Below are 26,050 nucleotides of genomic sequence, written 5' to 3'. Positions count from 1 at the left end.
GGCGCGCGGCGTCAGCCTGCGCAGGAGAACACTTCGACCGCGCTCGCAGGCGCGCGGTCATGGGGGCAGCGGAGTTTCCGCATCTGCCAGCGGCAACCGGATATCGGTCAACCGCCAGCGCAGCCCTTGCCGGGTCAGCACGAACACCACCGGCGCTCCGGTCGCGGTGCGGGTGGTGGCGGTGAAGCGGCGGGTGGATTCGAAGCGCTGCTCGGCGCCGTGCAGCGGACGCGCCGGCGCCGGCGCCGCATAGGTGTCCGGGCTGACGGTGGTGCCGGTGACGCGATTCCACACGCTATGGCCTTGCAGCAGCGCGCCGATGCCCAGCGGGGTCACCAGCGTGTCCACGCCGGCGCCGCTGATGCCGCTGGCAAGCTGCAGGGCGAACCCGCCGAGCAGGCTCGATTGCATGCGGCTGCCGGCCTGGCGAACCAGGTAATCGTCCAGCTGCGCCTTGAGGTTGACCCGCAGGCTGGGGAAATCCACATGGCGTTCCAGCTGCGCGGCGTCGCGATTGGCGACGGCCTGGCTGATGCCGCGAATGGCCAGGTACGGGCCTACAACCACATAGCTGACAAGCAGCAGCACGGCCAGTACGGGCAACAGCAACCAGCGCTTGTTCATGGTGTGCAGTCCATGGCGGTGGTGGGCGCAAGACGCAGCGATGCACGGCGTTGCGCAGCTATAGATCGCTTCGGTGTGCCGATCGCCGGCAGCGCGTCGATGGCCGTCGGCGCCGCGCGATCCATCAAAATTCCAGATCCAGCGCGGCGCACAGATAATCGACGAACGGCGCCAGCACCGCCAGGTCGGCCGCGATGGTCTGGCGCAGGCGCGGGCCGGTCATGACGGCATCGTCGAGATGACGCAGGTACGCCCAGTTGCGATGCTTGAGATCGTCGATGAACTCGAACTCGTTGGGAAAGCCGCGCGGTGCACGCACCAGTTTTTCGCTGTCGTCCAGCGCAAACTTGCGGCGCAGTCTGGGTTCGTAGGCGGCCGCCTTCCAGTTGCTGGGGTTGTCGAAAATGAACTGGCGCAGCTTGCGCTGGGTGTCCGGCTCCGGATGCCACAGCCCGGCACCGACGAAACTCTCGCCCGGCTGCAGATGGATGTAGAACGACGGCGCCGGCACCTGGCGGCGGCGCTCATGGAACAGGCGCGCGCCCTGCCAGTTCTTGTACGGCGATTTGTCGTTGGAAAAACGCGCATCGCGGTAGATGCGAAACAGCGAGCCGCCCTGGGTCTTGGGATCGGCGCGATAGTGCTCGCTGACCTCTGCCAGGGCCGGCTGCAGGTCGGTGATCAGCTGCAGGAACGGCTGGCGCACATGCGCTTCGTACTGATGCCGGTGATCGTTGAACCAGGTCTTGTCGTTGTGGCGCGCCAGGGCGCGCAGGAACTTGAAACTGGCGTCGGAAAAATAGGTGGTCATAGCGTGCGTTGGAGGTCCAAACCCCAGGCGGCGAGCTGATCGAGCAGGGACTGCTTGGTAGCATCGTCGGGGTGAGCAAGCCGTAAATCCGCGATCTGCGCATGGAATTGATCGAGCGTGAGCTCGCCCAGGCCACGGTCGTCGAGCAGGCGTTGACGGCGATAGACATTCCAGCGTTCCTGCTCTTCGAACGACAGCGTCTGCGGCCAGTTGCGCGCGTGGTAGCGGAACAGCAACTCGACCAGGCGCGGGTCGCGAAAGCGCGACGCCAGCGCGCCCAGTTCGGCCGGCGCACTGGCGCGCACCTGCGCCAGCAGGCGCTTGTCGCCTTCGGTCAGGAAGCCGTCATAGAGCGAGGCATCGGCATCGCTGACCGCCGGCGCCGCAGCGCGCTCGTTGCCGTACACCTGGCGCACTTTTTCGGCCAGTTCAGGGCCGAGCTCGCGCAGGCGTGCAGCCTTGGCCAGCACCGTGTCGTGGTCGATGCCCAGGCGCTGGAAATCCGCTGCGCGCAGATGCTGCCAGGCCACCAGCGCCGGCGACTTGTTCAAGTGCACTTCCTTGAGCGCAATGCGCTGCTCGCCCTCGGGCAGGTCGGCGGCGCGGAGATACAGCCGGTCGGCGATCTCGTCCGGGCTCAGGCGCAACAGCACGTCAGGATCGCCGTCCAGGTCGAACACGATCACGCGGCTGTCGATGCGCGGATGGCGCGTCAGCGGCAGCACCGCGGCGGCGCACATGCGCGAGGCGGGATAGCGTTGCGAGATATGCAGCACCGGCTGCATCGCGATGACGTCTAGCAGCGTTGCCGCAAAGCGCTTGTCGCGCAGGCGCAGTGCGTAGTCCCACAACTTGGGTTGATGCTGCTGGAACCTGCGCGCCATGCCGATGGTGGCGTACACGTCCGACAGCGCCTCGTGCGCGTCGCCTTCGCGCACTGCGTTGGCATCGGCCAGGTGTTCGAGCTTGAACGAGGTGGCGCCGTCTTCGCGCTGCGGCCACACGATGCCGTCCGGGCGCAGCGCATGCACCAGCCGCAACACGTCGAGCAGGTCCCAGCGCGAATTGCCGCCGCGCCACTCGCGCTCGTACGGGTCGTAGAAATTGCGGAACAGCCCGCAGCGCACGAACTCGTCGTCGAAGCGGATCGAGTTGTAGCCCAGCGTGCAGGTCTGCGGCCGGCTCATCTGTTCGGAGATGCGCGCGAACGCTTCGGCCTCGCTCACGCCTTCGCGCAGTGCGTGCTGCGGGGTGATGCCGGTGACCATGGTCGCGTACGGCGATGGCAGCAGATCGTCGGCCGGCTGCACATAGAAACTGATCGGTTCTTCGATCACGCGCAGTTGCGCATCGGTACGCACCGCGGCGAACTGTGCGATGCGCGTGCGGCGCGGATCCTGGCCGAAGGTTTCCAGGTCGTAGAAGAGAAAGCTGTCAGGCATGCGGTATGAAATCCAGGTCCGCGGCGCGCTGCGCAGGGCGCCGCCAGTGCTGCCTAGTATCTCTTATCCCTGCCCACGCCTGCTGACGCCGGCCTGTGTGGATGGATCAGTGCGCGCCTTGCAGCGGCTGCAGGCGTGCATGCACGACCGCTTCCAGCGCGGCCCAGTCGATGCGCGACAGGTCGCTGTGCCCGCGCGTGGCCTCGACCAGGATCTGGCGCTGGATCTCGCTGCGCGCCAGGGCGATCGAGTAGCGCGTGCGCAGGAAGGTCACCATCGTGTAATGCGGCACGAAACGGGTGGGCCAGCGCGCCTGCAATTGCTGTTCGAGCGCGCGTTGCAGCAGGAAGTCGGGATCGTCGACGCGGTCGCGCATCTCCAGGTAATTCTCCAGCGCCATCTGCTGGATCGCTGCGGCGTCGTCACGGCGTGCGGCCTGGAACGCGGCAAACGCGGTTTCCAGATCCACGTGCGCATCCAGCTGCTCTGCCAGCGCCACGCAATCTTCGAACGCGCAGTTCATGCCCTGGCCGTGGAACGGCACCATCGCGTGCGCGGCGTCGCCGATCAGCAGTGCGCGCCCGCCCAGATGCCAACGGTCCAGGGTGAGGGTGCCGAGCAGGCCGGGCGGATGTTCTTCCCAATGCTCCTTGAGCTGCGGGATCAGCGGCAGGGCATCGGGAAAATCACGCGCGAACAGGGCCAGCGCTTCATCGCCGGTACGCGTGGTGGCAAAGCTGGGCTCGCCGGCGTTGGGCAGGAACAGCGTGACGGTGAAGGTGCCGCCGTCGTTGGGCAGCGCGATGCACATGTAGCGCCCGCGCGGCCAGATGTGCAGCGCATTGCCTTCGATGCGGAACCCGCCGCCGGGCAGTGGCGGAATTTCCAATTCCTTATAGGAGTGATCGAGGAATTCGGTGCGCTCGCCCAGCGGCGACTTGCGCTGCATCGCCGCGCGCAACGCCGAGCCGGCGCCATCGCTGCCGATCAGGCTCTGGAAGTGGATTTCGTGCGGCTGGTCGTCGCGGTCGTCGATGAAGCGCGCATAGCCGGCATCGAAGTCCACCGTGTGCAGGCGCCGATAAAAATGCACGCGTGCGCCAGCGCGTTCGGCCAGATCCAGCAGCGCCACGTTCAACGCGGCGCGGTGGATCGACCAGATCACCTCGCTGTCGTCGCGTCCATAGCGTTGCAACTGCGGTTCGCCGATCAACGGATGCACCATGCGCCCGCGCATCATCACCGCCTTGGCCATCACCGCGTCTTCAGCACCGGCCTGGCGCAGCGCATGGCGGCCGCGCTCGGCCAGCGCCAGGTTGATCGAGCGGCCGGACTCGTAGCCCTTGATGCGCGGATCGCCGCGGCGCTCGTAGACGGTGACCTGCCAGCCGCGACGCGACAACAGGATGGCCAGCAGGCAACCGGCCAGGCCAGCGCCGATCAAGGTCAGGGAACGGGGAGAGACTGCGCTCAATGCGGTATCCGGCAGCGGCCGGACGCAAGTGCCGGCGAAGGGGGAGAACGGGGATGGCTGGCAACGGCACCTGCCGCGATCAGCCAGGTGCGGGTTCGGAGTGTACGTGCGCGTGTGCCGGTTCCGGCCCACGCACCGATCTGGTCGATGGCACAGTCTGTGCCGCGTGTACTCAGGCGCTGGCCCAGGTTTCCACCTGTTCCACCAACCGATGCAGATCGCTGAAGCGGTTGTATAGCGGCACGGGTGCGATGCGGATCACGTCCGGTTCGCGCCAGTCGCCGAGCACGCCGACCGACTGCAGGTACTCGAACAGCGAGCGCCCCTGCGCGCGGCCACCGGCCACCCGCAACGACAACTGGCAGCCGCGTTGCGAAGGCGTGGCCGGGGTGACGATCTGCAGCACCTGCGGCACGCGGGCGTGGATCAGCTGTTCCAGGTGCCCGGTGAGTTGTTCGGACTTGGCGCGCAGCGCCGGCATGCCGGCCTGATCGAACAGCTCCAGCGACGCACGCAGCGGCGCCAGCGCCAGCACCGGCGGATTGCTCAGCTGCCAGCCTTCGGCGCCAGGCGAGGGCACGAACTGCGGCTGCATGCGGAAGCGGCTCTGCTGCTCGTGTCCCCACCAACCGGCCATGCGCGGCAGGTCGCTGTTGGCATGGCGTGCGTGCACGAAACAGCCACCCACCGCGCCGGGGCCGGCGTTGAGATATTTGTAGTGGCACCACACCGCGAAATCCGCGCCGTCGTCGTGCAGCGTCAACGCGATGTTGCCGACCGCATGCGCCAGGTCGAAACCCACCATCGCGCCCTGCGCGCGTGCCAGCCGCGCGATTTCGCCCAGCTCGAAGGCCTGGCCGGTGCGGTACTGGATGCCGGGCCACAGTACCAGCGCCAGCCGCGGACCGTGCCGTGCGATGGCATCGGCGATCGCCGCCATCGAGACCGTGCCATTGGGTTGGTCGGCTTCCACTTCGATCAGTTGCGTGGCCGGATCCAGCCCATGCAGGCGCAGCTGCGATTCCACCGCATGGCGGTCGGACGGAAACGCGCCGGCTTCGATCAGGATGGCGCCACGCTCGGGCGTGGGCCGGTAGAAGCTGGCCATCATCAGATGCAGGTTGACGCTCAGCGTGTTCATCGCGACCACCTCGCCGGGCTGCGCGCCGACCACGCGCGCCAGGCCATCGCGCACCAGCTGGTGATAGGTCAGCCACTGGGTGGGGCCGGTGAAGTGGCCTTCCACCGCGAGCGCACCCCACTGGTCGAGCACCTCGGCCACCATCGCACGTGCGCCGCGCGGCTGCAGGCCCAGCGAATTGCCGACGAAATAGGTCTGGTCCTGGCCGGCATGCTGCGGGAACACGAAGGCATCGCGCAGGTGGCGCAGCGGGTCGGCGGCGTCCAGGGCAACGGCATGGGCGCGGGACAGCAGGTCGGTCATGATCACGGCTCGCAACGCAGGTCAGTGGCGCAGTTTACCCGCCGGCACCGTGTGCGCCGTCATGCGCCGCCGCTGCCTCGGCTGCAGCGCTGCTCGAGGCTGGCCGGGCAGCGCGCAACAGATGCGCCAAGGTGCCGATACTGTCGGTGATGCGGTCGATGGTGTCGGCCAGTGCGGCGGTGGCGGGCGAGCCGTCGGGCAGCGCGGCCAATGCATCGGACAGCTGGCGCTCGGCGCTGCGCAAGGTGGCCGCGGCGGGAATGCCGCCGTCGACCAGGCAGGCGATCAGCTCGGACAGCGCCTGGTCGGCCTGTTGCGCGAAGGCGGGCAGCGCTTCCAGCGCAGGCAGGGGATGGCCGTCGCGCAGCACCGCCTCCAGCGACAGGGTGGCGCGGATCAGCCGGTTGCCGTTGGCCAGCAACGATTCGGCGAGTTTGAGCTCGTGCAGATTGCGTCGGCTGCGTGGCTCGCCGCGCAGGCGTTCGATCGAGGCCTGCGCGTTGGTGCGCGCCACGCGTGCAGCAGCGCGGGTATCGCCCAGATCGTCCATCCTGCCGAGCAGCAGATTGCGCAGATGATCGCGGTAGGCGCTCAACAGCTGCGCCAGCGAGGCGCGGATATGCCGGCGCTCGCGCGTGGGCCATACCGCGTAGGCGATCAACGCCCAGGCGCTGCCGGCCACCGTGGCCTGCAGACGCGCGCCGATGGCCTCGCCCGGCGCCACGCCTTCGAACGACAGCAGCAGCACCAGCATGCCGGTCAGAAACGCCACGCCGATGCCGTAGTTCACCTGCGTCAGCAGGCGGAAGCCCAGGCAGAACAGCGCCAGCAACGCCAGGCGGACGCTGGCGCCGTCCATCGCCAGATGCGCCAGCAAGGTCGCCACCAGCAGGCCGACGAAGGTGCCGGCCACGCGCAAGGCGCCGAAGCTGAAAGTGCCGCCGAAATCCGGCTTGAGCACGATGGCGGTGGTCATCGGAATCCAGAAGCCGTGCGGGATCTGCTGCCAGCGCTGGAAGGCGATCGCCAGCGCCAGGCATACGCCGCAGCGCAAGGCATGCCGGAAGGCCACCGAGGACAGATCCAGGTTCGCGCGCAGCGTGGCCCAGGTCGCCGCGGGCCGCAGTGCCGCCGGCAGGCGCGCTTCGGCCAGCTGCGCCTGGATCTCGCCACGGCTGCTGGCCCAATGCGCGTTGCGGATCAGGGCGCGCAGCTGGCCGCCGAGGCCTTGCGCGCGCGCCACCGCCACCCGCACCAGCCGGCGCTCGCGGGTATCGGCGTTGTCGTGCTGGAACTGCGCCAGTGCGGCGACCAGATCGTCGAAGCCGGTCATCGAGGCATTGGCGGCGAGCGGATCTTCGCCCACCGTCATCGCATGCGCGAGCTGTTCCAGCACGATGGCGCTGCGTTCGAGCACGCGCTCGATCGCCGGGCGCGCCTGCGAGTCGGTCAGGCGGGTATCGACATCGGCCAGCGACAGCAGCTCCAGCCGCACGCGCTCGCACAGCTCGGCGATGATGCGGAAGCTCTGCACGGCGATCGCGCGCGAGCGATGCTCGCCATGCAGCATCACCATCGCATCGAGCACCTCCTGGGTGGCCGGTGGCGGGGCGCTGGCTTCCGGACGCTGGCGCGCGATGCCGGCCAGTTGACGCATCAGGTCGGCCAGCGCGAAGCGCTCCGGGCGATAGCGTTGCAGTGGCCAGGCCGCCAGTGCCAGCACCACCTGGAGCAGGCCGCCGGCGAAGATCAACGCCGCCACGCCCGCAGCCTGCTGCACCGGCAGGCGCATGTCGGCGCTGACCACCAGCAGGATCATGCTGGTCAGCCCCACCCGCGCTGCCACCGGGCCCAGTGCCACCAGCAAGCCGCCGCCAAGGCCGAGCAGCAGCCCGGCGATCACCAATGCCGGCGTATTGTGGCCGACCCAGATGCCGAGCAACGCGGCCAGGCCCGCTGCCAGCGCGGCCATCAGCATGCGCTGCAGGCGCGCGCGGTACGGGCCGGGCTGGTCGGTGAACATGGTGTTGAGCGCGCCGGTACACACGGCCAGACCGGCGGCGACATGCCCGGTGGCCACGCCGACCGCCAGCGGCAGCACCACCGCGGCGGTGTTGCGCAACGCAACGCGCAATGGCACGTCGCGCGGCTTGAGGTCGATCAGCGTGCGCAGCATGGCATGGAGTTCAACGCGGGCGCACAGCGCAGCTGCGGCGCGTGCACACGCTCGACACACGGCGCGCTGCGCACAGCTGCATCGTCATTGCGTTGCGCGGCATTGCGAGGGCGCGGCGGCGCGCCGATGGCCACCGCCAAGCGAATGCGCTCGAAGACCTGCGCGACGCGTGCCTGGAATTGCCTCGGCCATCGCCCACTCATGCCTCGACAGTGGCATAGCGCTCCGGCGCAGGGTGCAGATGCCCGCACTGGCTGCAGGTGCGCAGCGCGAGCGAACGATAGAAATGATCGAACACCGGCGGAAAATCGGTTTCGATGTCCTGCAGCGGAAACATCGCCTCGTACAGTTTGTGATTGCACTGCGGGCAATACCACTGCAGCCCGTCCTGCTCGTTGGGCAAGCGTTCGCGTTCGATCACCAGGCCGATCGAGCCGGCCGCGCGTTGCGGCGAATGCGGCACCTTCGGCGGCAGCAGGAAGATCTCGCCGGCGCGGATCGGGATGTCGCGTGCCACGCCTTCTTCCTGCACCTTCAGCACCATCTCGCCTTCGAGCTGGAAGAACCACTCCGGGCCTTCGTCGTAGTGATAGTCGGTGCGCGCATTCGGCCCACCGACGATCATGATGATGAAGCCGTCCTGCTGGATGCATTTGTTGCCCACCGGTGGCTTGAGCAGGTGGCGGTGTTGCTCGATCCAGGCTTGCAGGTTGATCGGCGGGACCAGCATCGACGTTCCTCGGCAAAGAAGACGTCCAGCATAGCCAACCGACGGCGCCGATGGGCGCCGCGGCTGGATGGCGTGCGGGTACGGCTCAGCGTTCGGCGTGATCGGCCTGGATGCGCGCCAGTGCGGCGTCGTAGCGTTCCTGCAGCAGCTCCGGGCGGTCGATCGACATGCCCAGGTCGTGCGCACGTCCGTCGCGCAGGCTGTAGACCCAGCCATGCACCTGCAGTGCCTGGCCGCGGTCCCAGGCGTCGCGCACGATGGTGGTGCGGCACACATTGACCACCTGCTCGAGCACGTTGAGCTCGCACAGGCGCGCGTGCTGCACCGGCAGGTCGCCCGCGTCGTGCAGGCAGGCCTCGTGCTTGTCGGCCACATCGGTGACGTGGCGGATCCAGTTGTCGACCAGGCCCATGCGCTTCTGGGTCAGGCTGGCGAACACGCCGCCGCAGCCGTAATGGCCGACCACCAGGATGTGCTTGACCTTGAGCACGTCGACGGCGAACTGGATCACCGACAGGCAGTTCAGGTCGGTATGCACCACCACGTTGGCGATGTTGCGGTGGACGAACACCTCGCCCGGGGCCATGTCGATGATCTGGTTGGCCGGCACGCGCGAGTCCGAGCAGCCGATCCACAGGTACTCGGGCGTCTGCTGGGTGGACAGCTTGGAGAAGAATTCCGGGTCCTCGCGGCGGATGCGCTCGGACCAGGCACGGTTGTTTTCAAGCAAATGGTTGAGCTCGTTCATGCGCGCAGTATTCCAGAGGGAGGAGAACAGTGTGTGATCGACAGATGAGCGATCACGCGGTGTTGCGGAAATCGATGCCGTACCGCACCGCTCAGACCGCGCGGTCGCGTGCAAGCAGGGCATCGCGCATCAGCGACGCCACCTCGCGGGAGTCGGCCGACGCCCGTCGTTGTAGTGCATCGCTCACCGCGGTCACATTAGCGGCCGGGTGGTTCTGGCTGAGCTTGAAGCTCAGCTCGATGCGGCTGGGAACGAAGCGGAAGCCGACCAGGCCGCGTAACTGGTGGCGGTGGCTGTCGCGCTGCATCTCGAACAGCCAGTCGCTGCCGACGCGCTGTTCGAAGTGCGTGCTCATGCGGCCGATCAACTCGCCCAGCGCCGCTTCGTCGCTTACATGCTCGCAGCGTCCATGCAGATGCGCCACGGCGTAGTTCCAGGTCGGCACGCGTGCGGCCGCTTCCTTGTCCGGATACCAGCTCGGCGACACATAGGCGTGCGGACCCTGCACCACCAGGACCGCATCGCCTGGGCTGCGTGCCTGCGGATTGGGGCGCGCCCAGTGGCCTTCGATGACCACGGATTGCGCATCGCGTCGGTACAGCACCGGCAGATGCGAGATTGCCGGCTGCCCGTCCTCGCCATGGCTGATCAGGGTAACGAACGGGTCGCGCGCGATCAGCCAGTCCAGCAGTGCCAGATCGGTCTGCGCGAACGCGCGTGGGGCGTACATGTCAGGCGCGACCGCCCAGGGTCAGCACCATGCGTTCTCGCAGGTCCGCATCGTCGTCGCCACGCGGCGGCGACACCTCATCGAGCGAGAAGCCACGCATCAGCGCGTCTTCTTCGTCGAGGCCGTCGAGCGCGACGAATTCGGCATCGAACAAGGCCGCGCGGGCGCTGTCTTCGCTGTCGTAGGGCAGGATCTTGCCGTCGCTGTCCAGGACCTCGGCGGTACCGGCCTGCTTGACGCGCAGGCGCGCCCAGATCAGCGTGCGGCCGATCGTGGCCAGCCACCACGAATCGTGGTCGTCATGGGGGGGGGGTTGCGGTGTATTCATGGCATTACCCTGGAAAGCAGGCCGAGCAGGGCCGCCATGCCCAGGCCGAAAAAGATGGTGAGCAGCGATAGCCAGGCGGGGGTGGCCAGGCCGGACAGCGCGCTGTCGCGGTGGCTGCGGTAACGGCGCGCCAGCAGCCAGCGCAACGCTACGGGACTGATGAAGGCCGGCTCGCCGAAGCTGGCCAGCGCGTCCGGGTGGCGGTCGCGCAGATGCACCAGGGTCAGCGGCCAGAAGATCAGCAGCGCAGTCAGACCGGCAACGGCGACACCGACAAAACACAGTGCGAAGAACAGCGTCATGCCTCGTGCTCCGTGGGCGGGGCATCGAACCGGCCGATGATGTCGATCAGGCCAACGATATTGTCGTTCAACGCATCCAACTCTTCGGCAGGGATCCACCACTCGGTGTGGTGCGCGCCGCCGACTTTTTGGATGGCGTAGTCTTCGACGAACGCTGCGCGCACCTCGAACTGCGCAACATAGCCAACCCCGCTGTCCTTGACGTTCCAGCGTGACGCGATGTCCTCGGCGTAGCGCTGATTGGTGACCGGGTAAAAGATCGGTTGCTCCGGCAACCGTGGCGGCCAGCGGCGTAAGCCGGCCTCGCGCACCAACGCGTATTGCTCCGGCCCCAGCGGGCGGTACATGGTGACCGTGGCCGCCGCGGTCGTCACCTCAGAACTCCGCGCTGCCCGGCGCGCGCGGGTAGGGAATCGCATCGCGGATGTTGCTCAGCCCGCACACGTACACCACCAGGCGCTCGAACCCCAGGCCGAAGCCGGCATGCGGCACCGAGCCGTAGCGACGGAAATCGCGGTACCAGCTGTAGTGCTCCTTATCCAGGCCGAACTGGGCCATGCGCGCGTCCAGCACATCCAGGCGCTCTTCGCGCTGGCTGCCGCCGATGATTTCGCCGATGCCCGGTGCCAGCACGTCCATCGCCGCGACGGTCTTGCCGTCGTCGTTCAGGCGCATGTAAAAGGCCTTGATGTGCTCGGGGTAGTTGGTCACCACCACCGGGCGGCCGATGTGTTCTTCGGTCAGCCAGCGCTCGTGCTCGGTCTGCAGGTCCAGGCCCCATTCGACCGGGAAGTCGAAGGTCTTGCCCGAGTTCTGCAACAGTTTCACCGCCTCGCTGTAGTCGATCTGCTCGAACGGTGCGTTGATGAAGGCTTCGAGCTTGGCGATCGCATTCTTGTCCACGCGCTCGGCCAGGAACGCCAGGTCGTCGCCACGCTCGTCCAGCACCGCGCGGAACAGGTACTTGAGGAACTGCTCGGCCAGGCGCGCGTCTTCGGCCAGATCGGCAAAGGCGATTTCCGGTTCGATCATCCAGAATTCGGCCAGGTGGCGCGTGGTGTGGCTGTTCTCGGCGCGGAAGGTCGGGCCGAAGGTGTAGACCTTGCTCAGCGCCAGGCAGTAGGCCTCCACGTTGAGCTGGCCGGACACGGTCAGGAAGGTTTCCTTGCCGAAGAAGTCGCGGCTGAAATCCACGTTGCCCTTGGCATCGCGCGGCAGGTTGACCATGTCCAGCGTGGAGACGCGGAACATCTGCCCGGCGCCTTCGGCGTCGGAGGTGGTGATGATCGGGGTGCTGATCCAGTTGAAGCCATTCTGGTGGAAGAAGCGGTGCACCGCCTGCGCCAGGCAGTTGCGGATGCGGGTGACCGCGCCGAACAGGTTGGTGCGCGGGCGCAGGTGCGCCACTTCGCGCAGGAACTCCGGCGACATCGGCTTGGGCTGGATCGGGTAGGTCAGCGGGTCCTCGACCCAGCCGACGATCTCCACGCCGCTGGCCTGGATCTCGAACGACTGGCCCTTGCCCTGCGACTTCACCAGCACGCCCTTGGCGATCATCGAACAACCGCTGGTCAGGCGCTTGATCTCGTCGAAGTTGGGCAGGGTGTCGTTGGCCACCACCTGGATCGGAGCGAAGCAGGAGCCATCGGTCACGTTGATGAAGGCCAGTCCGGCAGATCCGCGCAGCGTGCGCACCCACCCCCGTACCGTGACTTCGCCGCCTTCCGGGAGCTTCCCCGCAAGCGCATGTGCAACGCTGACCACCGTCATGACTGTTCCTCGCCGTAGCGACCTTGAATGGCCTGCGAGTTTACTGGCTGCGACCGCGCCGGCGCGAGCATCTGAACAGCTTGCCCACTGCTGCGCTTGTCGCCGGCGTGCGCTGCCCCCATCTGTTGCAAGCACCGCCGCACAGCGTGCCGCCTGCTTGTTGCGGCATCGCTATACTTGCCACCACTGTTTTGGAGTGCCCTCATGGCCGTCAGCCTCACCCCCGCCGCGCTGGAGCGCGTGCAGCGTTTCGTGCAGCAGACCCCGGGTGCGTTGGGTCTGCGCTTTGGCGTGACCAAGACCGGGTGTTCCGGCTGGGGCCACATCACCGACCTGGCGCGCGAGGCGCGCGACGACGACGCGGTTTTCGAGCAGGGCGGGGTGCGCATCTTCGTCGACCCCACCAGCCTGCCGCTGGTGGATGGCACCTGCATCGACTTCGGCAAGCACGGCCTCAGCGAGACCTTCACCTTCAGCAATCCCAACGCGACCGCCGAATGCGGCTGCGGGGAGAGCTTCACCACGGCGGACAAGCATCGGTGATTCCTTCTCCCCCTCGGGAGAAGGTGGCCCGAAGGGCGGATGAGGGTACGGGGCGAAGCCTCGCGCGGTTGAACGACACGATAGTTGAACGACACGAGTGGCTTTGCCCCGGACCCTCACCCCAACCCCCGCTCTGCGCCCCAGCCCGCGCTTGCGGCGCGGGCGCTCCAATTCACGCGCGCCAGTGGCGCGCAGATCGCGTCTTGGAGCCCCGGCAGGAGAGGGGCTTCAGATGTCCTTGCTGGACGGCCGGTTGCGGCCAAACGCCTGAACTGCCATACTTTCTTGCTTCCTGCCCGGTTCCGGGCGGGACTCCTTGCTCCACCGGCCGCCTTGCGCGGGGTACCGGGGAGCTGTCCGGCCCACGCGGCCACATCCGAAAGGTAATACAACATGAGTCGTCATTACGAAGTCGTGTTCCTGGTCCACCCGGATCAGAGCGAACAGGTCCCGGCCATGATCGAGCGCTACAAGTCGCTGATCGAGGGCGGTAACGGCACCATCCACCGTCTGGAAGACTGGGGCCGTCGTCAGCTGGCCTACCCGATCCAGAACCTGGTGAAGGCGCACTACGTGCTGCTCAACATCGAAGTCGACCAGGCCGTGCTGAGCGAGCTGGTGGAAAGCTTCCGCTTCAACGATGCGGTGCTGCGTCACCTGGTCGTCAAGCGCGACGGCCCGGACACCGAGCAGTCGCTGATCATGAAGAGCAAGGACGAGAAGGGCGACAAGCCCGAGCGTAGCGAGCGTCGTCGTCGCGATGACGATGAGGGCGATGCTGCACCTGCCGCCACCGATACCGACGGCGACAACGCCGAAGCCGCTTAAGGAGCGCTGTCATGTCCAAGTTCTTCCGTCGTCGCAAGTTCTGCAAATTCACCGCCGAGGGCGTCAAGGAGATCGATTACAAGGATCTCAACACCCTGCGCCAGTACCTCACCGAGAACGGCAAGATCGTGCCGAGCCGCGTGACCGGTACCAAGTCCAAGTACCAGCGTCAGCTGGCGACGGCCGTCAAGCGCTCGCGTTTCCTGGCGCTGATCCCGTACACGGACAATCACGACGTTTAATCCGTCGTTAGTTGCGGGGCGCTCAAAGCGGCCCACACGAATGAAGTGAGTCCTCGCAATAGGCCATGCGGCCGCATGTGAGTCCTCACAACGGCCCGCACATCACTGTGCGGGCTCTTGACTTGATAGAAGTCCGGTAATTAAAGGTGCGGTGCCGGTCGGGCTCTTACGATTCCCGATTCCCCAATCCCGATTCCCGGCTTCTCCTATTCGGACAGCAAACGTTGCGTCGGCCAAAGCGCCGGCGCTAACGAATAACGGAGCACCACCATGGATCTGATTCTTCTGCAGAAAGTGACCAACCTCGGCGGCCTGGGCGACAAGGTCAGCGTCAAGCCGGGTTACGGCCGCAACTTCCTCGTGCCGCAGGGCAAGGCCGTGCCGGCCACCGCTGCCAACGTCGAAGCGTTTGAAGCCAAGCGTGCCGACTACGAAGCCAAGGCCAACAGCATCCTGGCCGATGCACAGAACCGCGCCGGCAAGTTCGAAGGCGCCAGCGTCACCATCGGTGCGCATGCGTCGACCGAAGGCAAGCTGTACGGTTCGGTCGGCCCGCGCGACATCGCCGAGGCGTTCACCGCCGCCGGCCTGCCGCTGGAAAAGAGCGAAGTGATCCTGGGCGAAGGCGCATTCCGCAATGTCGGCGAGTACGACGTTGTGCTGCACCTGCACGCCGATGTGGAAACCTCGGTCAAGGTCATCGTCGAATCCGACGCCTGATCCACGCTGCACGCCGTACCCGAAGGGCGCCTGGTTAGGCGCCCTTCGTCTTTCTGCGGCCACGCCAGCGATGCCCGGCCCGCTATACTCATGCTCCATCGCCGGTTCCACGGCCCATGGATCTTGTGGATCAAGGGCTTAGGAGCGGCTTCACAGGAAAAAAGCGCCTGCCGGCTTCGCCCGTGCGGTGCCCGGAACCTTCAGTCCCATGCGCCTGTCCACGATCAAGCTGTCCGGTTTCAAGTCGTTCGTCGACCCGACCACGTTGCACCTGCCCACCAACATGACCGGCATCGTCGGTCCCAACGGCTGCGGCAAGTCCAACATCATCGACGCGGTGCGCTGGGTGATGGGCGAAAGTTCGGCCAGCCGCCTGCGCGGCGACTCGCTGACCGACGTGATCTTTTCCGGCTCCTCGGCGCGCAAGCCGGTGTCGCAGGCGACGGTGGAGCTGATCTTCGACAACTCCGATCACACCATCAGCGGCGAGTTCGCCTCGTTCAACGAGATCTCGGTCAAGCGCCTGGTCAGCCGCGACGGCAATAGCGCCTACTACCTCAACGGCACCAAATGCCGGCGCCGCGACATCACCGACCTGTTCCTGGGCACCGGCCTGGGACCGCGCAGCTACTCGATCATCGAGCAGGGCATGATCAGCCAGATCATCGAGGCGCGCCCGGAAGACCTGCGCGTCTATCTGGAAGAAGCCGCCGGCATTTCCAAGTACAAGGAGCGCCGCAAGGAGACCGAAACGCGCATCCGGCATACCCGCGAAAACCTCGACCGCCTGGGCGATCTGCGCGAAGAGATCACCAAGCAGCTGGCGCATCTGCAGCGCCAGGCGCGCCAGGCCGAGCAGTATCAGGCCTTGCAGGAAGAGCGCCGGATCAAGGACGCCGAGTGGAAGGCGCTGGAATACCGCGGCCTGGATGGCCGCCTGCAGGGCCTGCGCGAAAAACTGAATCAGGAAGAGACCCGCCTGCAGCAGTTGATCGCCGAACAACGCGATGCCGAAGCGCGCATCGAAACCGGCCGCGTGCGTCGCGAGGAGGCCGCCGAAGCGGTGGCCAAGGCGCAGGCCGATGTCTATCAGGTCGGTGGCGCGCTGGCGCGCATCGAGCAGCAGATCCAGCACCAGCGCGAGCTCTCGCAGCGCCTGCACAAGGCGCGCGATGAGGCGCAGAGCCAGCTGCAGGAACTGACCCAGCACATCAGCGGCGACTCGGCCAAATTGAGCGTGCTGCGCGAGGCGGTGGACGCTGCCGAACCGCAACTGGAACAGCTGCGCGAAGACCACGAATTCCGCCAGGAGGCGCTACGCGAAGCCGAAGCGCGGCTGGCCGACTGGCAGCAGCGCTGGGAAACCCACAACCGCGATACCGGCGAAGCCTCGCGTGCCGGCGAAGTGGAGCGCACGCGTGTCGATTACCTGGATCGCCAGTCGCTCGAAGCCGACCGCCGCCGCGAAGCGCTGGTCAACGAACGCGCCGGGCTGGACCTGGATGCGCTGGCCGAGGCGTTCGAGCAGATCGAGCTGCGCCACGAAACCCAGAAGACCTCGCTGGACGGGCTAACCGAGCAGGTCGAGGCGCGCAAGCACGCACTCGGCGGGCTGCAGGAACAACAGCGCGCCAGCCAGGGCGAACTGGCCGACGTCCGCAAGCAGGCGCAGGCCGCGCGTGGCCGGCTGTCGTCGCTGGAAACCCTGCAGCAGGCCGCACTCGGCCAGGAGCAGGGCGCGGCAGTGGCGTGGCTGAAGTCGCGCGGGCTGGATTCTGCCGCACGTGTCGGCGAGCGCATCACGGTCGAAAGCGGCTGGGAAAACGCGGTGGAAGGCGCGTTGGGGCAGTTGATCGAAGGCGTGCTGGTGGAGGCGCCGGAACAACTGGTCGATGCGCTGGGCGAGTTGGGCGATGGCCGCATCGCGCTGGTGTCCGGCGCTACCGACACTGCGAGCTTCGCGCCGACCTCGCTGGCGGCCAAGGTGCAGGGGCCGATCGCGATCCGTCGCTTGCTCGCACGTTTGCACACCGCCGAGGATCTGGACGCCGCGCGCACGCTGCAGCGCAGCCTGCCCGAGGGTGATTCGGTCATCACCCGCAGCGGCGAGCGGCTGGGCGAGGGCTGGGTGCGGGTGTCGCGCTCCGGTGCCGCCAAGCAGGGCGCCCTGCTGCGCGAGCGCGAGATCCAGGAGCTGCGTGCGCAGATCGAAACGCTGCAGGAGCGCGAGGCCGAACTCGAGCAGCGCCTGGGCAGCTTCCGCGAACAACTGCTGGCGGCCGAACAGCAACGCGAAGATGCGCAGCGCCAGTTGTACATGGCGCACCGCAGCGTGTCCGAGCTGGCCGGTCAGCTGCAGAGTCAGCAGGGCAAGGTCGATGCCGCGCGCGCGCGCATCGAACGCATCGAAACCGAGCTGTCGCAGCTACTGGAAACCTTGGACACCAGCCGCGAGCAGGCACGCGAGGCACGCGCCAAGCTCGAAGACGCGGTGACCCTGATGGGCGACCTGCAAGGCACGCGCGAGGCGCTGGAGAACGAACGCCGTCAGCTCACCGATGCACGCGATCAAGCGCGCGATGCCGCGCGCGGCGTGCGCGATGCGATGCATGCGCTGGCGCTGACGCTGGAGTCGCAACGCACCCAGATTGCTTCGCTGAGTCAGACCCTGGAGCGCATGGATAGCCAGCGCGGCCAGCTCGACACGCGACTGGAAGATCTGGTCGCCCAGCTCAGCGACGGCGATTCGCCGGTGGAAACGCTGGAGCACGAGCACCAGGCCGCCCTGAGCGAGCGCGTGCGCACCGAGCGCGCGCTGGGCGAAGCACGCACCATGCTCGACAGCATCGACAGCGAGCTGCGCAGCTTCGAACAGACCCGTCAGCAGCGCGACGAACAGGCGCTGGCGCAGCGCGAACGCATTTCGCAACGCAAGCTCGATCAACAGGCGCTGGTGCTCAACGCCGAGCAACTGGCGGCGGCGGTGGTCAAGTCAGGCTTCGTGCTTGAAGACGTGGTCAATGGATTGCCCGAGTCGGCCAATCCTGCCGAGTGGGAGGCGGCGGTCGGCCAGATCGACGGCCGCATGCGGCGGCTGGAACCGGTCAACCTGGCCGCGATCCAGGAGTACGGCGAAGCGGCGCAGCGTTCGGAATATCTGGACGCGCAGAATCTGGATCTCAACACCGCACTGGAGACGCTGGAAGAGGCGATCCGCAAGATCGACCGCGAAACCCGCGGCCGCTTCAAGGACACCTTCGACCGCGTCAATTCCGGCGTGCAGGCGTTGTATCCGCGGCTGTTCGGCGGTGGCCATGCGTATCTGGAGCTCACCGGCGAAGACCTGCTCGACACCGGCGTGACCATCATGGCGCGCCCGCCGGGCAAGCGCGTGTCCAGCATTTCGCTGCTGTCCGGCGGCGAAAAGGCGATGACGGCGGTGGCGCTGGTGTTTGCGATCTTCCAGCTCAATCCCGCGCCGTTCTGCCTGCTCGACGAGGTGGACGCGCCGCTGGACGAAGCCAATGTCGGCCGCCTCGCCAACATGGTGCGGGAAATGAGCGAGAAGGTGCAGTTCCTGTTCGTCAGCCACAACAAGGCGACGATGGAGGCTGCGCGGCAGCTCTCCGGCGTGACCATGCGCGAGCCCGGCGTCAGCCGCCTGGTCAGCGTGGACCTGGAAGAGGCCGCACGTTTGGCGGGTGCGGCATGACGTGCCATGCTTGTCGGAATATCGACACCTGTCACTCTTATGCGGAGGCACGCTGAATGTCCGACATGGCCATGATCCGGATCGGGATCCTGATCGCTGGACTGCTGCTGGTCGCGGCCATCTTCCTGTTTGGTCGCCCGAAAAAATCGCCGCAAGGGCGCCGGGTCGACAAGGACGAGGGCCAGCCGCGCGAGCGCCGTGAGCCGGTGATTTCCGGCGAGCCCGGCGTGGACGGCGATCCGTTCGAGCGCAATGAAGGCGCCGAGCAGAGCGAACTGAACCTGGACGATGCCGATGCCGCCGGCGGCAACGATGTCGGCAAGCGGCCCAACCAGGATTTCGACAAGATCGTCTCGCTGTTCGTGGCCGCCAAGGCCGGCCAGGTGCTGCGTGGCGAAGACGTGGTGGTCGCTGCGGAGAAGACCGGGCTGGTGTTCGGTCACATGAATGTCTTCCACCGCCTGGTGGAGGGGCATCCGGAGCGCGGGCCGATCTTCAGCATGGCCAGCATCCTCAAGCCCGGCAGCTTCGACATGGCCAACATCCGCGAGATGCAGACCCCGGCGATTGCGTTCTTCCTCACCTTGCCGGCGCCGATGACCGCGCTGGATGCCTGGGAAAAGATGCTGCCCACCGTGCAGCGCATGGCCGAACTGCTCGACGGCGTGGTGCTGGACGACAGCCGCAATGCGCTGGGCCGCCAGCGCGTGGCGCATATCCGCGACGAATTGCGCGCCTACGATCGCCAGCACCAGGCACCGCCGCTGACCAAGTCGCCGCGCTGGTGAGTTGAGATGTTGAGCCTGCAGGGCGTGTTGGCGGTGGCGTTGCTGCTGGTCTTGTGGGCAATCTTGGCGATGCCGTTGTTGTGGGTCTTTACCAGGATCGCCGCGCGGCTGCGCAAACGCCCACGGCATTCGCCGTGGCTGGTGGGCGGCTTTGCGGCCGCGATCACCTTGCTGGTCGCGCCGGTGCCGACGCCCTTCGTCAGCGTGTTCATGCCGCACGCCATTGCGCTACTGGATCGCCGCTACTACATGCACATCCTGCAAGGGCCGCCGATGTTGCGCGAACTGCTGCTGTGGAACGCCGGCTCGATGGCAGTGACTTTCGTCATCAGTTATTTCTGGATCAGGCGTACGCTGCGCGCGCCGGAGCCTGAGGCGTTCGATCAGTAGAACTCCAGAGCCCCTCTCCCCACGGGAGAGGGGTTGGGATGAGGGTACGGGTGAAGCACTCGTGCAGTTGAACAACGTCAGGCTTCGCTCGCACCCTCATCCGCCCCTACGGGGCACCTTCTCCCCCACGAAGGAGGACAATGTCCCGAGGGGAGAAGGGAGTCGCAAGCGCAGAGTCAGTCGAGGCGACGGATCTAGAGCCCCTCTCCCCACGGGAGAGGGGTTGGGGTGAGGGTACGGGCGAAGCACTCGTGCAGTTGAACAACGTCAGGCTTCGCTCGCACCCTCATCCGCCCCTACGGGGCACCTTCTCACCCATAAAGGAGGGGGCAATGTCCCGAGGGGGAGGGGTTCGCGGTTCGCTTGATCGAAGGCTTCGCGGGTTAGCGCTTGGCCTTACCGAACGCCTCGCGGAAGCGCAGCATTTCCGCCTCGGTGCCGACGCTCACGCGCACCCGCTTGGGCCAGATCGGCCAGCTGCGGCCGACGACGAGGCCCTGCTTCTGCATCGAATCGGCGAACGCGCCGGCATCGCGCTTGACGTCGAGCAGGAAGCAGTTCGCCTGCGTGGGCAGGCAGGTGTAGCCCTTGCTCTTGAGCCAGGCGATGGTGTCGTCGCGCACGCGGGCGTTCTCCGCGCGGCGGGTCTGCACCAGTTGCGGGTCGCGCAGGCTGGCGATGCCGGCGGCCATTGCCGGTACCGACAACGGGTTGCTGCCCAGGCTGGCGAGCTTGGTCTGCAGCCCCGGCGGCGCCAGCGCGGCGCCCAGGCGCAGGCCGGCCATGCCGTAGAGCTTGGAGAAGCTGCGCAGCACGATCAGGTCCTGGCGCTGACGCACCAGGTCCGCCACGGACGGCTCGTTGCTGTAGTGGATATACGCTTCGTCGACCACCAGCACTGCGCTGGCGGGCTTGTTGGCCAGCAGCCACTCGATGTCGGCGCGCGGGGTGATGGCGCCGCTGGCGTTGCCGGGGTTGCACAGGTAGATCAGGCCGGCGGTCGGGTCGGCCTTGGCCATCGCCTTGACGTCGTGCGCGCCATCGGCCCGCAGCGGCAGCTTGCGCACCGGCACGCCGCGGGCGGTGGCGCTTTCGATCAGTGGGTCGAAGCTTGGGTCGGCCACCACCAGCCCGGCACGCGCGGAGGTGAACAGGCTGCCGGCCCGGTTCAGCGCGTCGCGCGCGCCGGGGAACAGCGACAGGTGATCGTTCGGCAGCTGCAGCTCGCCGGTCATCAAATTGCGCAGGTCCTGCTCCATCTCGAACAGGTAGCGGCCCGAGCGCGCCAGCGAACGCGTGGCAGCGTCAACGGCCGCGGGGGCAGGCCCGAGCGGGTGCTCGTTGAGGTTGAGGTAGACCGTGCCGGCCGCTGCCGCCACGCCTGGCGTTGCCGGCGCCGCGGCGCGTTTGCGGGCCGCCTCGGCCGCGGGTACCAGCCCCAGTGCGGAAACCGCCACGCCGGTGGTGGCGAGGCGGAGAAACGAACGGCGCGAGACGGGCAACGACACGGGTGAACTCCAGAGGCGGCGGGCAAAGAGGGCGCCACGCTAGCCGGTTTGTGCCTGTCTGCCTATCGGGAAATCGCTGCCGGGCTCGCTGTCGCGCGGTTTGGTCGGATGTCGTGCATCGCTTGCACACCGGCACGGCCCGTTAGAATGGGCGGCCCAGAGCCAGCCCAGCGATCGTATGACTGTCAGCCCGGATCCCGCTCAGCGCATCGACGCCCTGCGTCGTCGTATCGAGGACGCCAACTACCGCTATCACGTGCTCGACGAGCCGCAGATGGCCGACGTCGACTACGACCGCCTGATGCGCGAACTGGAAGCCCTGGAGGCTGCGCACCCGGAGCTGGCCAGCGCCGATTCGCCGACCCAGCGCGTCGGCCACCTGGCTGCGTCGCGCTTTGCCGAAGTGCGGCATGCCTTGCCGATGCTGTCGTTGGGCAATGCCTTCAGCGACGAGGAGGTGACCGAGTTCGTACGCCGCATCAGCGAGCGGCTCGAGGTCAAACAACCGCTGTTTTCGGCCGAACCCAAGCTCGATGGCCTGGCGATCAGCCTGCGCTACGAAAACGGCGAGTTCGTGCAGGGCGCAACGCGCGGCGACGGCGCCACCGGTGAGGATGTCAGTGCCAACCTGCGCACCGTCAAGGCGATTCCGCTGCGTTTGCGCGGCGAGGGCTGGCCGCAGGTGCTGGAAGTGCGCGGCGAGGTGTACATGCCGCGCGCCGCCTTCGAAACCTACAACGCGCAGATGCGCGCGCAGGGCGGCAAGGTACTGGCCAATCCGCGCAATGGCGCGGCCGGCTCGCTGCGCCAGCTGGATGCGCGCATCACTGCGCAGCGCCCGCTGAGTTTCTATGCGTATGGCGTGGGCGAAGTGAGCGAAGGCGCACTGCCGCAGACGCATTCGGCGATCCTGGCACAGTTGCGTGCGTGGGGCTTTCCGGTCAGCGCGCTGGTCGAGGTCGTGCAGGGCAGCGACGGTCTGCTGGCGTACTACCAGCGTATCGGTGAGGTGCGCGACGGGCTGGCCTTCGATATCGACGGCGTGGTCTACAAGCTCGACGATCTGGCCGGACAGCGCGAGATGGGCTTTGTCGCGCGCGCGCCGCGCTGGGCGATCGCGCACAAGTTCCCGGCGCAGGAACAGTCCACCACGGTGGAGGCGATCGAGATCCAGATCGGCCGCACCGGTGCGGCCACGCCGGTGGCGCGGCTGAAGCCGGTGCACGTGGCCGGGGTGATCGTCACCAACGCCACGCTGCACAACGCCGACCAGATCGCGCGGCTGGATGTGCGCGTGGGCGACACGGTGATCGTGCGGCGTGCCGGCGACGTGATTCCGGAAGTGGCCGGCGTGGTTGCCGAGCAACGGCCGCCCGGCACCCAGCCATGGCAGATGCCCACGCAATGCCCGGTCTGCGGGTCGGAGATCGTGCGCGAGGAAGGCGAGGCGGTGTGGCGCTGCTCCGGCGAGCTGACCTGCCCGGCGCAGCGCAAGGAAGCGTTCCGGCATTTCGTCTCGCGCCGCGCGATGGATGTCGATGGCCTGGGCGAAAAATTCATCGAGGTGCTGGTCGACAGCGGCGTGGTGCAGGGGGTGGCCGATCTGTATCTGCTCAACGTGGACCAGCTGCTGCAATTGCGCATGATCAGCACCGCCGAAAGCCCGCACGCGTTCCTGCGCGAGGCGCGCGAGCATCTGGCCAGCGGTGCGTACGGTCAGCTGGAAGACACCGTGGTCGGCATCGGTGTGGACCTGGCCGGCGCGCGCGAGGTGCCGCAAACCTGGCAGGCGGATCTGTTGCGCGCCGGGCTGCCGGCGTTCGACTGGAACCGCAAGAAGATCGCCACCAAGTGGGCGGAAAACCTGATCGAGGCGATCGAGCAATCGCGCGATACCACGCTGGAGCGTTTCCTGTTCGCGCTCGGCATCGAGCATGTCGGCGAGAGCACCGCGAAGGCCTTGTCGGCGTGGTTCGGCGATCTGGCGTTGATCCGCGATCTGCCGTGGCCGCTGTTCAAGCGCGTGCCCGACATCGGTGGCGAGGTGGCGCGCTCGCTCGGGCACTTCTTCGACCAGCCCGGCAATCAGCAGGCCATCGACGACCTGCTGCAACGTGGCGTGCGCATCGGCGATGCGCATCCGCCATCGCCCAGGCTGCGCGAGGCGCTGAGTTTTGCCAATTTGCTAGAGGACCTGGAGATTCCCAAGGTCACGCCGATCCGCGCCGTCCAGATTGCGACCGCGTTCGGTTCGATCGATGCCCTGCGCAACGGCGGCCCCGAGCCGCTCCTCGAAGCGGGCGTGCCGCAGGCGGTAGCCGAATCGCTCGCCGCCTGGCTGTTGGTGCCGGCCAACGACGCGCTCGCGGTCAAGGCACAAAAAATGCTTGCCGAGCTGCTGTCGCGTCTGCCCGACGCCGACGCGCTGCAAACCGGCCCGCTCGACGGCCAGACCGTGGTCATCACCGGGACCCTGGCCGCGCTCACCCGCGATGCGGCCAAGCAACGGCTGGAAGCGCTGGGCGCCAAGGTCGCCGGCAGCGTCTCCAAGAAAACCGCGTTTCTGGTGGCCGGCGAAGAAGCCGGGTCCAAGCTGGACAAGGCGCAGTCGCTGGGCGTGGAGATCTGGGACGAGGCGCGCTTGCTGGCTTTCCTCGGCGAGCACGGCCAGCAACCATGACTGCGACGCAGGTCGATCTGGACGCGTTGCGGTTGCGCGCGCGGCTCAACGCGCTGATCCGCGATTTCTTCGCCGAGCGCGACGTGCTGGAAGTGGAGACGCCGGTGCTGTCGGAGGCCGGCAACACCGAGCCGAATATCGAGAGCTTCAGCACGCGCTTCAGCGGCCATGTCGATGCCGGCGCGCCGGTGCGCTGGTTGCGCACCTCGCCGGAATATCCGCTCAAGCGGCTGCTGGCGGCCGGGGTGGGCGACTGCTACGAGCTGGGGCGGGTGTTCCGCAATGGCGAGGCCGGCGGCCGCCACAATCCCGAGTTCAGCATGCTCGAGTGGTACCGGGTGGGCTGGGACGATCGCGCCCTGGCGCAGGAGACCGTTGAGTTGGTGCGTCGCGCGCTTGCGCTGCTCGGGCGCCAGGCGCAGGTGCAGGTGCTGAGCTATCGCGCGCTGTTCGTGCAGGCGCTGGGCATCGACCCGTTGCGCGATCCGATCGAAACGCTGCGCGCACCGCTGCACGACATCGCCATCGATCCGGATGGCCTGACCCGCGACGACTGGCTGGATCTGCTGATGACCCATCGCCTCCAGCCGGGCTTTGCCAGCGACACGCTGACCGTGGTGCACGACTGGCCTGCCAGCCAATGCGCGTTGGCGCGCATCCGCCCCGGGGAGGCGCCGGTGGCCGAGCGCTTCGAGCTGTATCTGGGCGCCTACGAGGTCGCCAACGGGTACCACGAGCTCAACGATGCGCAGGAGCAGCGTGCGCGTTTCATGCGCGACAACGCGGTGCGTGCGGCGCGCGGATTGCCGCAGCTGCCGGTGGATGAGCGGCTGCTGGCGGTGTTGTCGCAACTACCCGATTGCGCCGGGGTGGCGGTCGGTGTGGACCGGCTGTTGATGGCCATGCGTGGCACCACGCAGATTGCCGATGTGCTGGCCTTCGCTTTCGCCCGCGCCTGACCCGCGGCGGTGTGCAGTGCCTGCGCGGCACAGGGCGCGCGCCGGTTGCCATCCCGCTGTCATCGCCACCGTATTGCTATCTTCACATCGATGATGCTCTCATCGTGGCGTCCACGGGGGCGCGGCGCAGAGTGTGTTTGGGTGAGGATTGTCGGCATGAAGTGGCTGATCAGCTTATGCGGTTTGTGGTGCTTGCCGCTGCTGATGCTGGCCGATGCGCGTGCGGCGGATCGCGCCTCCGGCGTGGTGCGCTGCGAGTCCAGGGACATGGCGCGCGTGCATTGTGCGATGGAGACCGCGCACGGCGTCCAGCTGGTACGCCAGCTGTCCGAGACCAGTTGCATCCGTGGCAGCGAGTGGGACATCGAACGCAATGGCGTATGGGTCGAACAGGGCTGCCGTGCGGAGTTTGCGAGTGCGCGAGCGCCGGGCGCTCCGCAGATGCGCCGCGTGGTGCGCTGCGATTCCAACGGCGGCAAGGTGGTGTGCCCGGTGGTGCTGCGTGGTGCGCCGGTGCGGCTGCTGCGCCAGCGCTCGGTGTGGCCGTGCAAGGAAGGTCGCAGCTGGGGCGCGCGCCGTAACGAAATCTGGGTCTCGCGTGGCTGCGATGGCGAATTCGAAGTCGCTGCCGAGGATGGTTCCGGCTTCGTGGCGATGCCACGCATGGTGACCTGCGAATCGAAGAAGGGCGCGCGCCGCACCTGCGGGGTCTCGGTGGAGCGCCAGGTGCGTGTGGGCCGGCAGATCTCCAAGAAGGAATGCGTGGAAGGCCAGACCTGGGGCTGGAGCCGCGACGGCGTGTGGGTCAACGACGGCTGCCGCGCCGAGTTCATCGTCGACTGAGAAGCTCAAGCTTTCGGTTGTCTTGAGATGTGATTGAACGGGGTGCGGATGCGTCGGGCGTGGAGCGGACGATCTGCGGCCTGTTTGCAGGGCCCTTGCCCGCCCGCCATCGCAGGACATGCCGCAAGTACGTCCTCATAGGCGCTTACGCTGCAGCCATGCCGCACAAAGGTCCTGCGACGGTGAGCAGCGGGCAAGGGCCAGCCGGGATGGCCGGTGCTCGCGAGGCCAGCGGGCTGAGCGATGCGGCCACTGACT

The 26,050-nt window shown here is 67.2% G+C and carries 24 protein-coding genes; 10 read left to right on the top strand and 14 right to left on the bottom strand.

The window, feature by feature from the left end; genetic code table 11:
- Positions 1 to 57: 57 nt before the first annotated feature.
- From XarbCFBP7408_RS06060 to asnS, 13 genes are all read right to left on the bottom strand, one after another.
- Positions 58 to 624 (bottom strand): DUF2939 domain-containing protein, encoded by a 567-nt coding sequence (locus tag XarbCFBP7408_RS06060; protein ID WP_104562178.1) that lies wholly within the window; start codon positions 622 to 624, stop codon positions 58 to 60.
- A 124-nt stretch (positions 625 to 748) separates the two neighbouring features.
- Entirely contained in the window at positions 749 to 1,435 is a 687-nt protein-coding gene (locus XarbCFBP7408_RS06055; protein WP_104562177.1) for a DUF2461 domain-containing protein, read from the bottom strand.
- Entirely contained in the window at positions 1,432 to 2,877 is a 1,446-nt protein-coding gene (sbcB, locus tag XarbCFBP7408_RS06050; protein WP_104562176.1) for an exodeoxyribonuclease I, read from the bottom strand. Before sbcB ends, XarbCFBP7408_RS06055 begins: the two co-directional genes overlap by 4 nt.
- Before the next feature lie 106 nt (positions 2,878 to 2,983).
- On the bottom strand, positions 2,984 to 4,351 hold the full coding sequence (locus XarbCFBP7408_RS06045) for an FAD-dependent oxidoreductase (protein WP_104562175.1): 1,368 nt from the start codon (positions 4,349 to 4,351) through the stop codon (positions 2,984 to 2,986).
- A 172-nt stretch (positions 4,352 to 4,523) separates the two neighbouring features.
- The gene (gene kynU / locus XarbCFBP7408_RS06040; RefSeq protein ID WP_104562264.1) at positions 4,524 to 5,795 is read right to left on the bottom strand and encodes a kynureninase; all 1,272 of its coding nucleotides are present in this window, start codon (positions 5,793 to 5,795) and stop codon (positions 4,524 to 4,526) included.
- Between the two features lie 34 nt (positions 5,796 to 5,829).
- Entirely contained in the window at positions 5,830 to 7,971 is a 2,142-nt protein-coding gene (locus tag XarbCFBP7408_RS06035) for an FUSC family protein (protein ID WP_104562174.1), read from the bottom strand.
- A 199-nt stretch (positions 7,972 to 8,170) separates the two neighbouring features.
- On the bottom strand, positions 8,171 to 8,701 hold the full coding sequence (locus XarbCFBP7408_RS06025; protein ID WP_104562172.1) for a 3-hydroxyanthranilate 3,4-dioxygenase: 531 nt from the start codon (positions 8,699 to 8,701) through the stop codon (positions 8,171 to 8,173).
- An 85-nt stretch (positions 8,702 to 8,786) separates the two neighbouring features.
- Positions 8,787 to 9,449, bottom strand: a complete 663-nt coding sequence (gene can / locus XarbCFBP7408_RS06020) for a carbonate dehydratase (RefSeq protein WP_016902447.1) — start codon at positions 9,447 to 9,449, stop codon at positions 8,787 to 8,789.
- 91 nt (positions 9,450 to 9,540) lie between these two features.
- Positions 9,541 to 10,179, bottom strand: a complete 639-nt coding sequence (locus XarbCFBP7408_RS06015) for an FMN-binding negative transcriptional regulator (protein ID WP_104562171.1) — start codon at positions 10,177 to 10,179, stop codon at positions 9,541 to 9,543.
- A gap of 1 nt (position 10,180) precedes the next feature.
- Positions 10,181 to 10,507 (bottom strand): hypothetical protein, encoded by a 327-nt coding sequence (locus XarbCFBP7408_RS06010; RefSeq protein WP_104562170.1) that lies wholly within the window; start codon positions 10,505 to 10,507, stop codon positions 10,181 to 10,183.
- Positions 10,504 to 10,809: a hypothetical protein gene (locus XarbCFBP7408_RS06005; protein ID WP_104562169.1), complete on the bottom strand. Its 306-nt coding sequence runs from the start codon at positions 10,807 to 10,809 to the stop codon at positions 10,504 to 10,506. The genes XarbCFBP7408_RS06010 and XarbCFBP7408_RS06005 overlap by 4 nt, the downstream gene beginning before the upstream one ends.
- The gene (locus tag XarbCFBP7408_RS06000; protein ID WP_104562168.1) at positions 10,806 to 11,228 is read right to left on the bottom strand and encodes an ADP-ribosylation/crystallin J1; all 423 of its coding nucleotides are present in this window, start codon (positions 11,226 to 11,228) and stop codon (positions 10,806 to 10,808) included. The genes XarbCFBP7408_RS06005 and XarbCFBP7408_RS06000 overlap by 4 nt, the downstream gene beginning before the upstream one ends.
- Positions 11,185 to 12,579, bottom strand: coding sequence for an asparagine--tRNA ligase (gene asnS, locus XarbCFBP7408_RS05995; protein WP_104562167.1), 1,395 nt, complete (start codon positions 12,577 to 12,579; stop codon positions 11,185 to 11,187). Before asnS ends, XarbCFBP7408_RS06000 begins: the two co-directional genes overlap by 44 nt.
- A gap of 204 nt (positions 12,580 to 12,783) precedes the next feature.
- Between asnS and XarbCFBP7408_RS05985 the strand changes: the two genes are divergently transcribed.
- The 7 genes from XarbCFBP7408_RS05985 (at position 12,784) to XarbCFBP7408_RS05955 (ending at position 19,802) form a co-directional block, all read left to right on the top strand.
- On the top strand, positions 12,784 to 13,122 hold the full coding sequence (locus XarbCFBP7408_RS05985) for a HesB/IscA family protein (protein ID WP_104562165.1): 339 nt from the start codon (positions 12,784 to 12,786) through the stop codon (positions 13,120 to 13,122).
- 393 nt (positions 13,123 to 13,515) lie between these two features.
- Positions 13,516 to 13,950 carry a 30S ribosomal protein S6 gene (gene rpsF / locus XarbCFBP7408_RS05980; RefSeq protein ID WP_006451585.1) on the top strand — a complete coding sequence of 145 codons (435 nt, stop codon included), beginning with the start codon at positions 13,516 to 13,518 and terminating at the stop codon, positions 13,948 to 13,950.
- A gap of 11 nt (positions 13,951 to 13,961) precedes the next feature.
- On the top strand, positions 13,962 to 14,192 hold the full coding sequence (gene rpsR, locus XarbCFBP7408_RS05975) for a 30S ribosomal protein S18 (RefSeq protein WP_005991243.1): 231 nt from the start codon (positions 13,962 to 13,964) through the stop codon (positions 14,190 to 14,192).
- Between the two features lie 270 nt (positions 14,193 to 14,462).
- Positions 14,463 to 14,912 carry a 50S ribosomal protein L9 gene (rplI, locus tag XarbCFBP7408_RS05970; protein ID WP_104562164.1) on the top strand — a complete coding sequence of 150 codons (450 nt, stop codon included), beginning with the start codon at positions 14,463 to 14,465 and terminating at the stop codon, positions 14,910 to 14,912.
- 208 nt (positions 14,913 to 15,120) lie between these two features.
- On the top strand, positions 15,121 to 18,624 hold the full coding sequence (gene smc / locus XarbCFBP7408_RS05965; protein ID WP_104562163.1) for a chromosome segregation protein SMC: 3,504 nt from the start codon (positions 15,121 to 15,123) through the stop codon (positions 18,622 to 18,624).
- Positions 18,625 to 18,680: 56 nt separating this feature from the next.
- Complete coding sequence (gene zipA, locus XarbCFBP7408_RS05960; RefSeq protein WP_104562162.1) at positions 18,681 to 19,412, top strand: cell division protein ZipA; 732 nt, start codon at positions 18,681 to 18,683, stop codon at positions 19,410 to 19,412.
- Between the two features lie 6 nt (positions 19,413 to 19,418).
- The gene (locus XarbCFBP7408_RS05955) at positions 19,419 to 19,802 is read left to right on the top strand and encodes a hypothetical protein (protein ID WP_104562161.1); all 384 of its coding nucleotides are present in this window, start codon (positions 19,419 to 19,421) and stop codon (positions 19,800 to 19,802) included.
- A gap of 383 nt (positions 19,803 to 20,185) precedes the next feature.
- Here XarbCFBP7408_RS05955 and XarbCFBP7408_RS05945 read toward each other — a convergent pair whose 3' ends face one another.
- Positions 20,186 to 21,310 carry a pyridoxal phosphate-dependent aminotransferase gene (locus XarbCFBP7408_RS05945; protein WP_104562160.1) on the bottom strand — a complete coding sequence of 375 codons (1,125 nt, stop codon included), beginning with the start codon at positions 21,308 to 21,310 and terminating at the stop codon, positions 20,186 to 20,188.
- 178 nt (positions 21,311 to 21,488) lie between these two features.
- On the opposite strand from XarbCFBP7408_RS05945, the gene ligA reads away from it, so the two are divergent.
- The 3 genes from ligA (at position 21,489) to XarbCFBP7408_RS05930 (ending at position 25,792) form a co-directional block, all read left to right on the top strand.
- Positions 21,489 to 23,990 carry an NAD-dependent DNA ligase LigA gene (gene ligA / locus XarbCFBP7408_RS05940; protein WP_104562159.1) on the top strand — a complete coding sequence of 834 codons (2,502 nt, stop codon included), beginning with the start codon at positions 21,489 to 21,491 and terminating at the stop codon, positions 23,988 to 23,990.
- Complete coding sequence (gene epmA / locus XarbCFBP7408_RS05935; protein ID WP_104562158.1) at positions 23,987 to 24,949, top strand: EF-P lysine aminoacylase EpmA; 963 nt, start codon at positions 23,987 to 23,989, stop codon at positions 24,947 to 24,949. The genes ligA and epmA overlap by 4 nt, the downstream gene beginning before the upstream one ends.
- Before the next feature lie 156 nt (positions 24,950 to 25,105).
- On the top strand, positions 25,106 to 25,792 hold the full coding sequence (locus tag XarbCFBP7408_RS05930) for a DUF3011 domain-containing protein (RefSeq protein WP_104562157.1): 687 nt from the start codon (positions 25,106 to 25,108) through the stop codon (positions 25,790 to 25,792).
- Positions 25,793 to 26,050 lie beyond the last annotated feature (258 nt).

This window comes from Xanthomonas arboricola pv. guizotiae (assembly GCF_002940205.1).
Taxonomy (GTDB): Bacteria; Pseudomonadota; Gammaproteobacteria; order Xanthomonadales; family Xanthomonadaceae; genus Xanthomonas; species Xanthomonas arboricola_C.
Note: the sequence above shows the minus strand (reverse complement) of the source record. Positions and strands in the feature narration are given on the sequence as shown.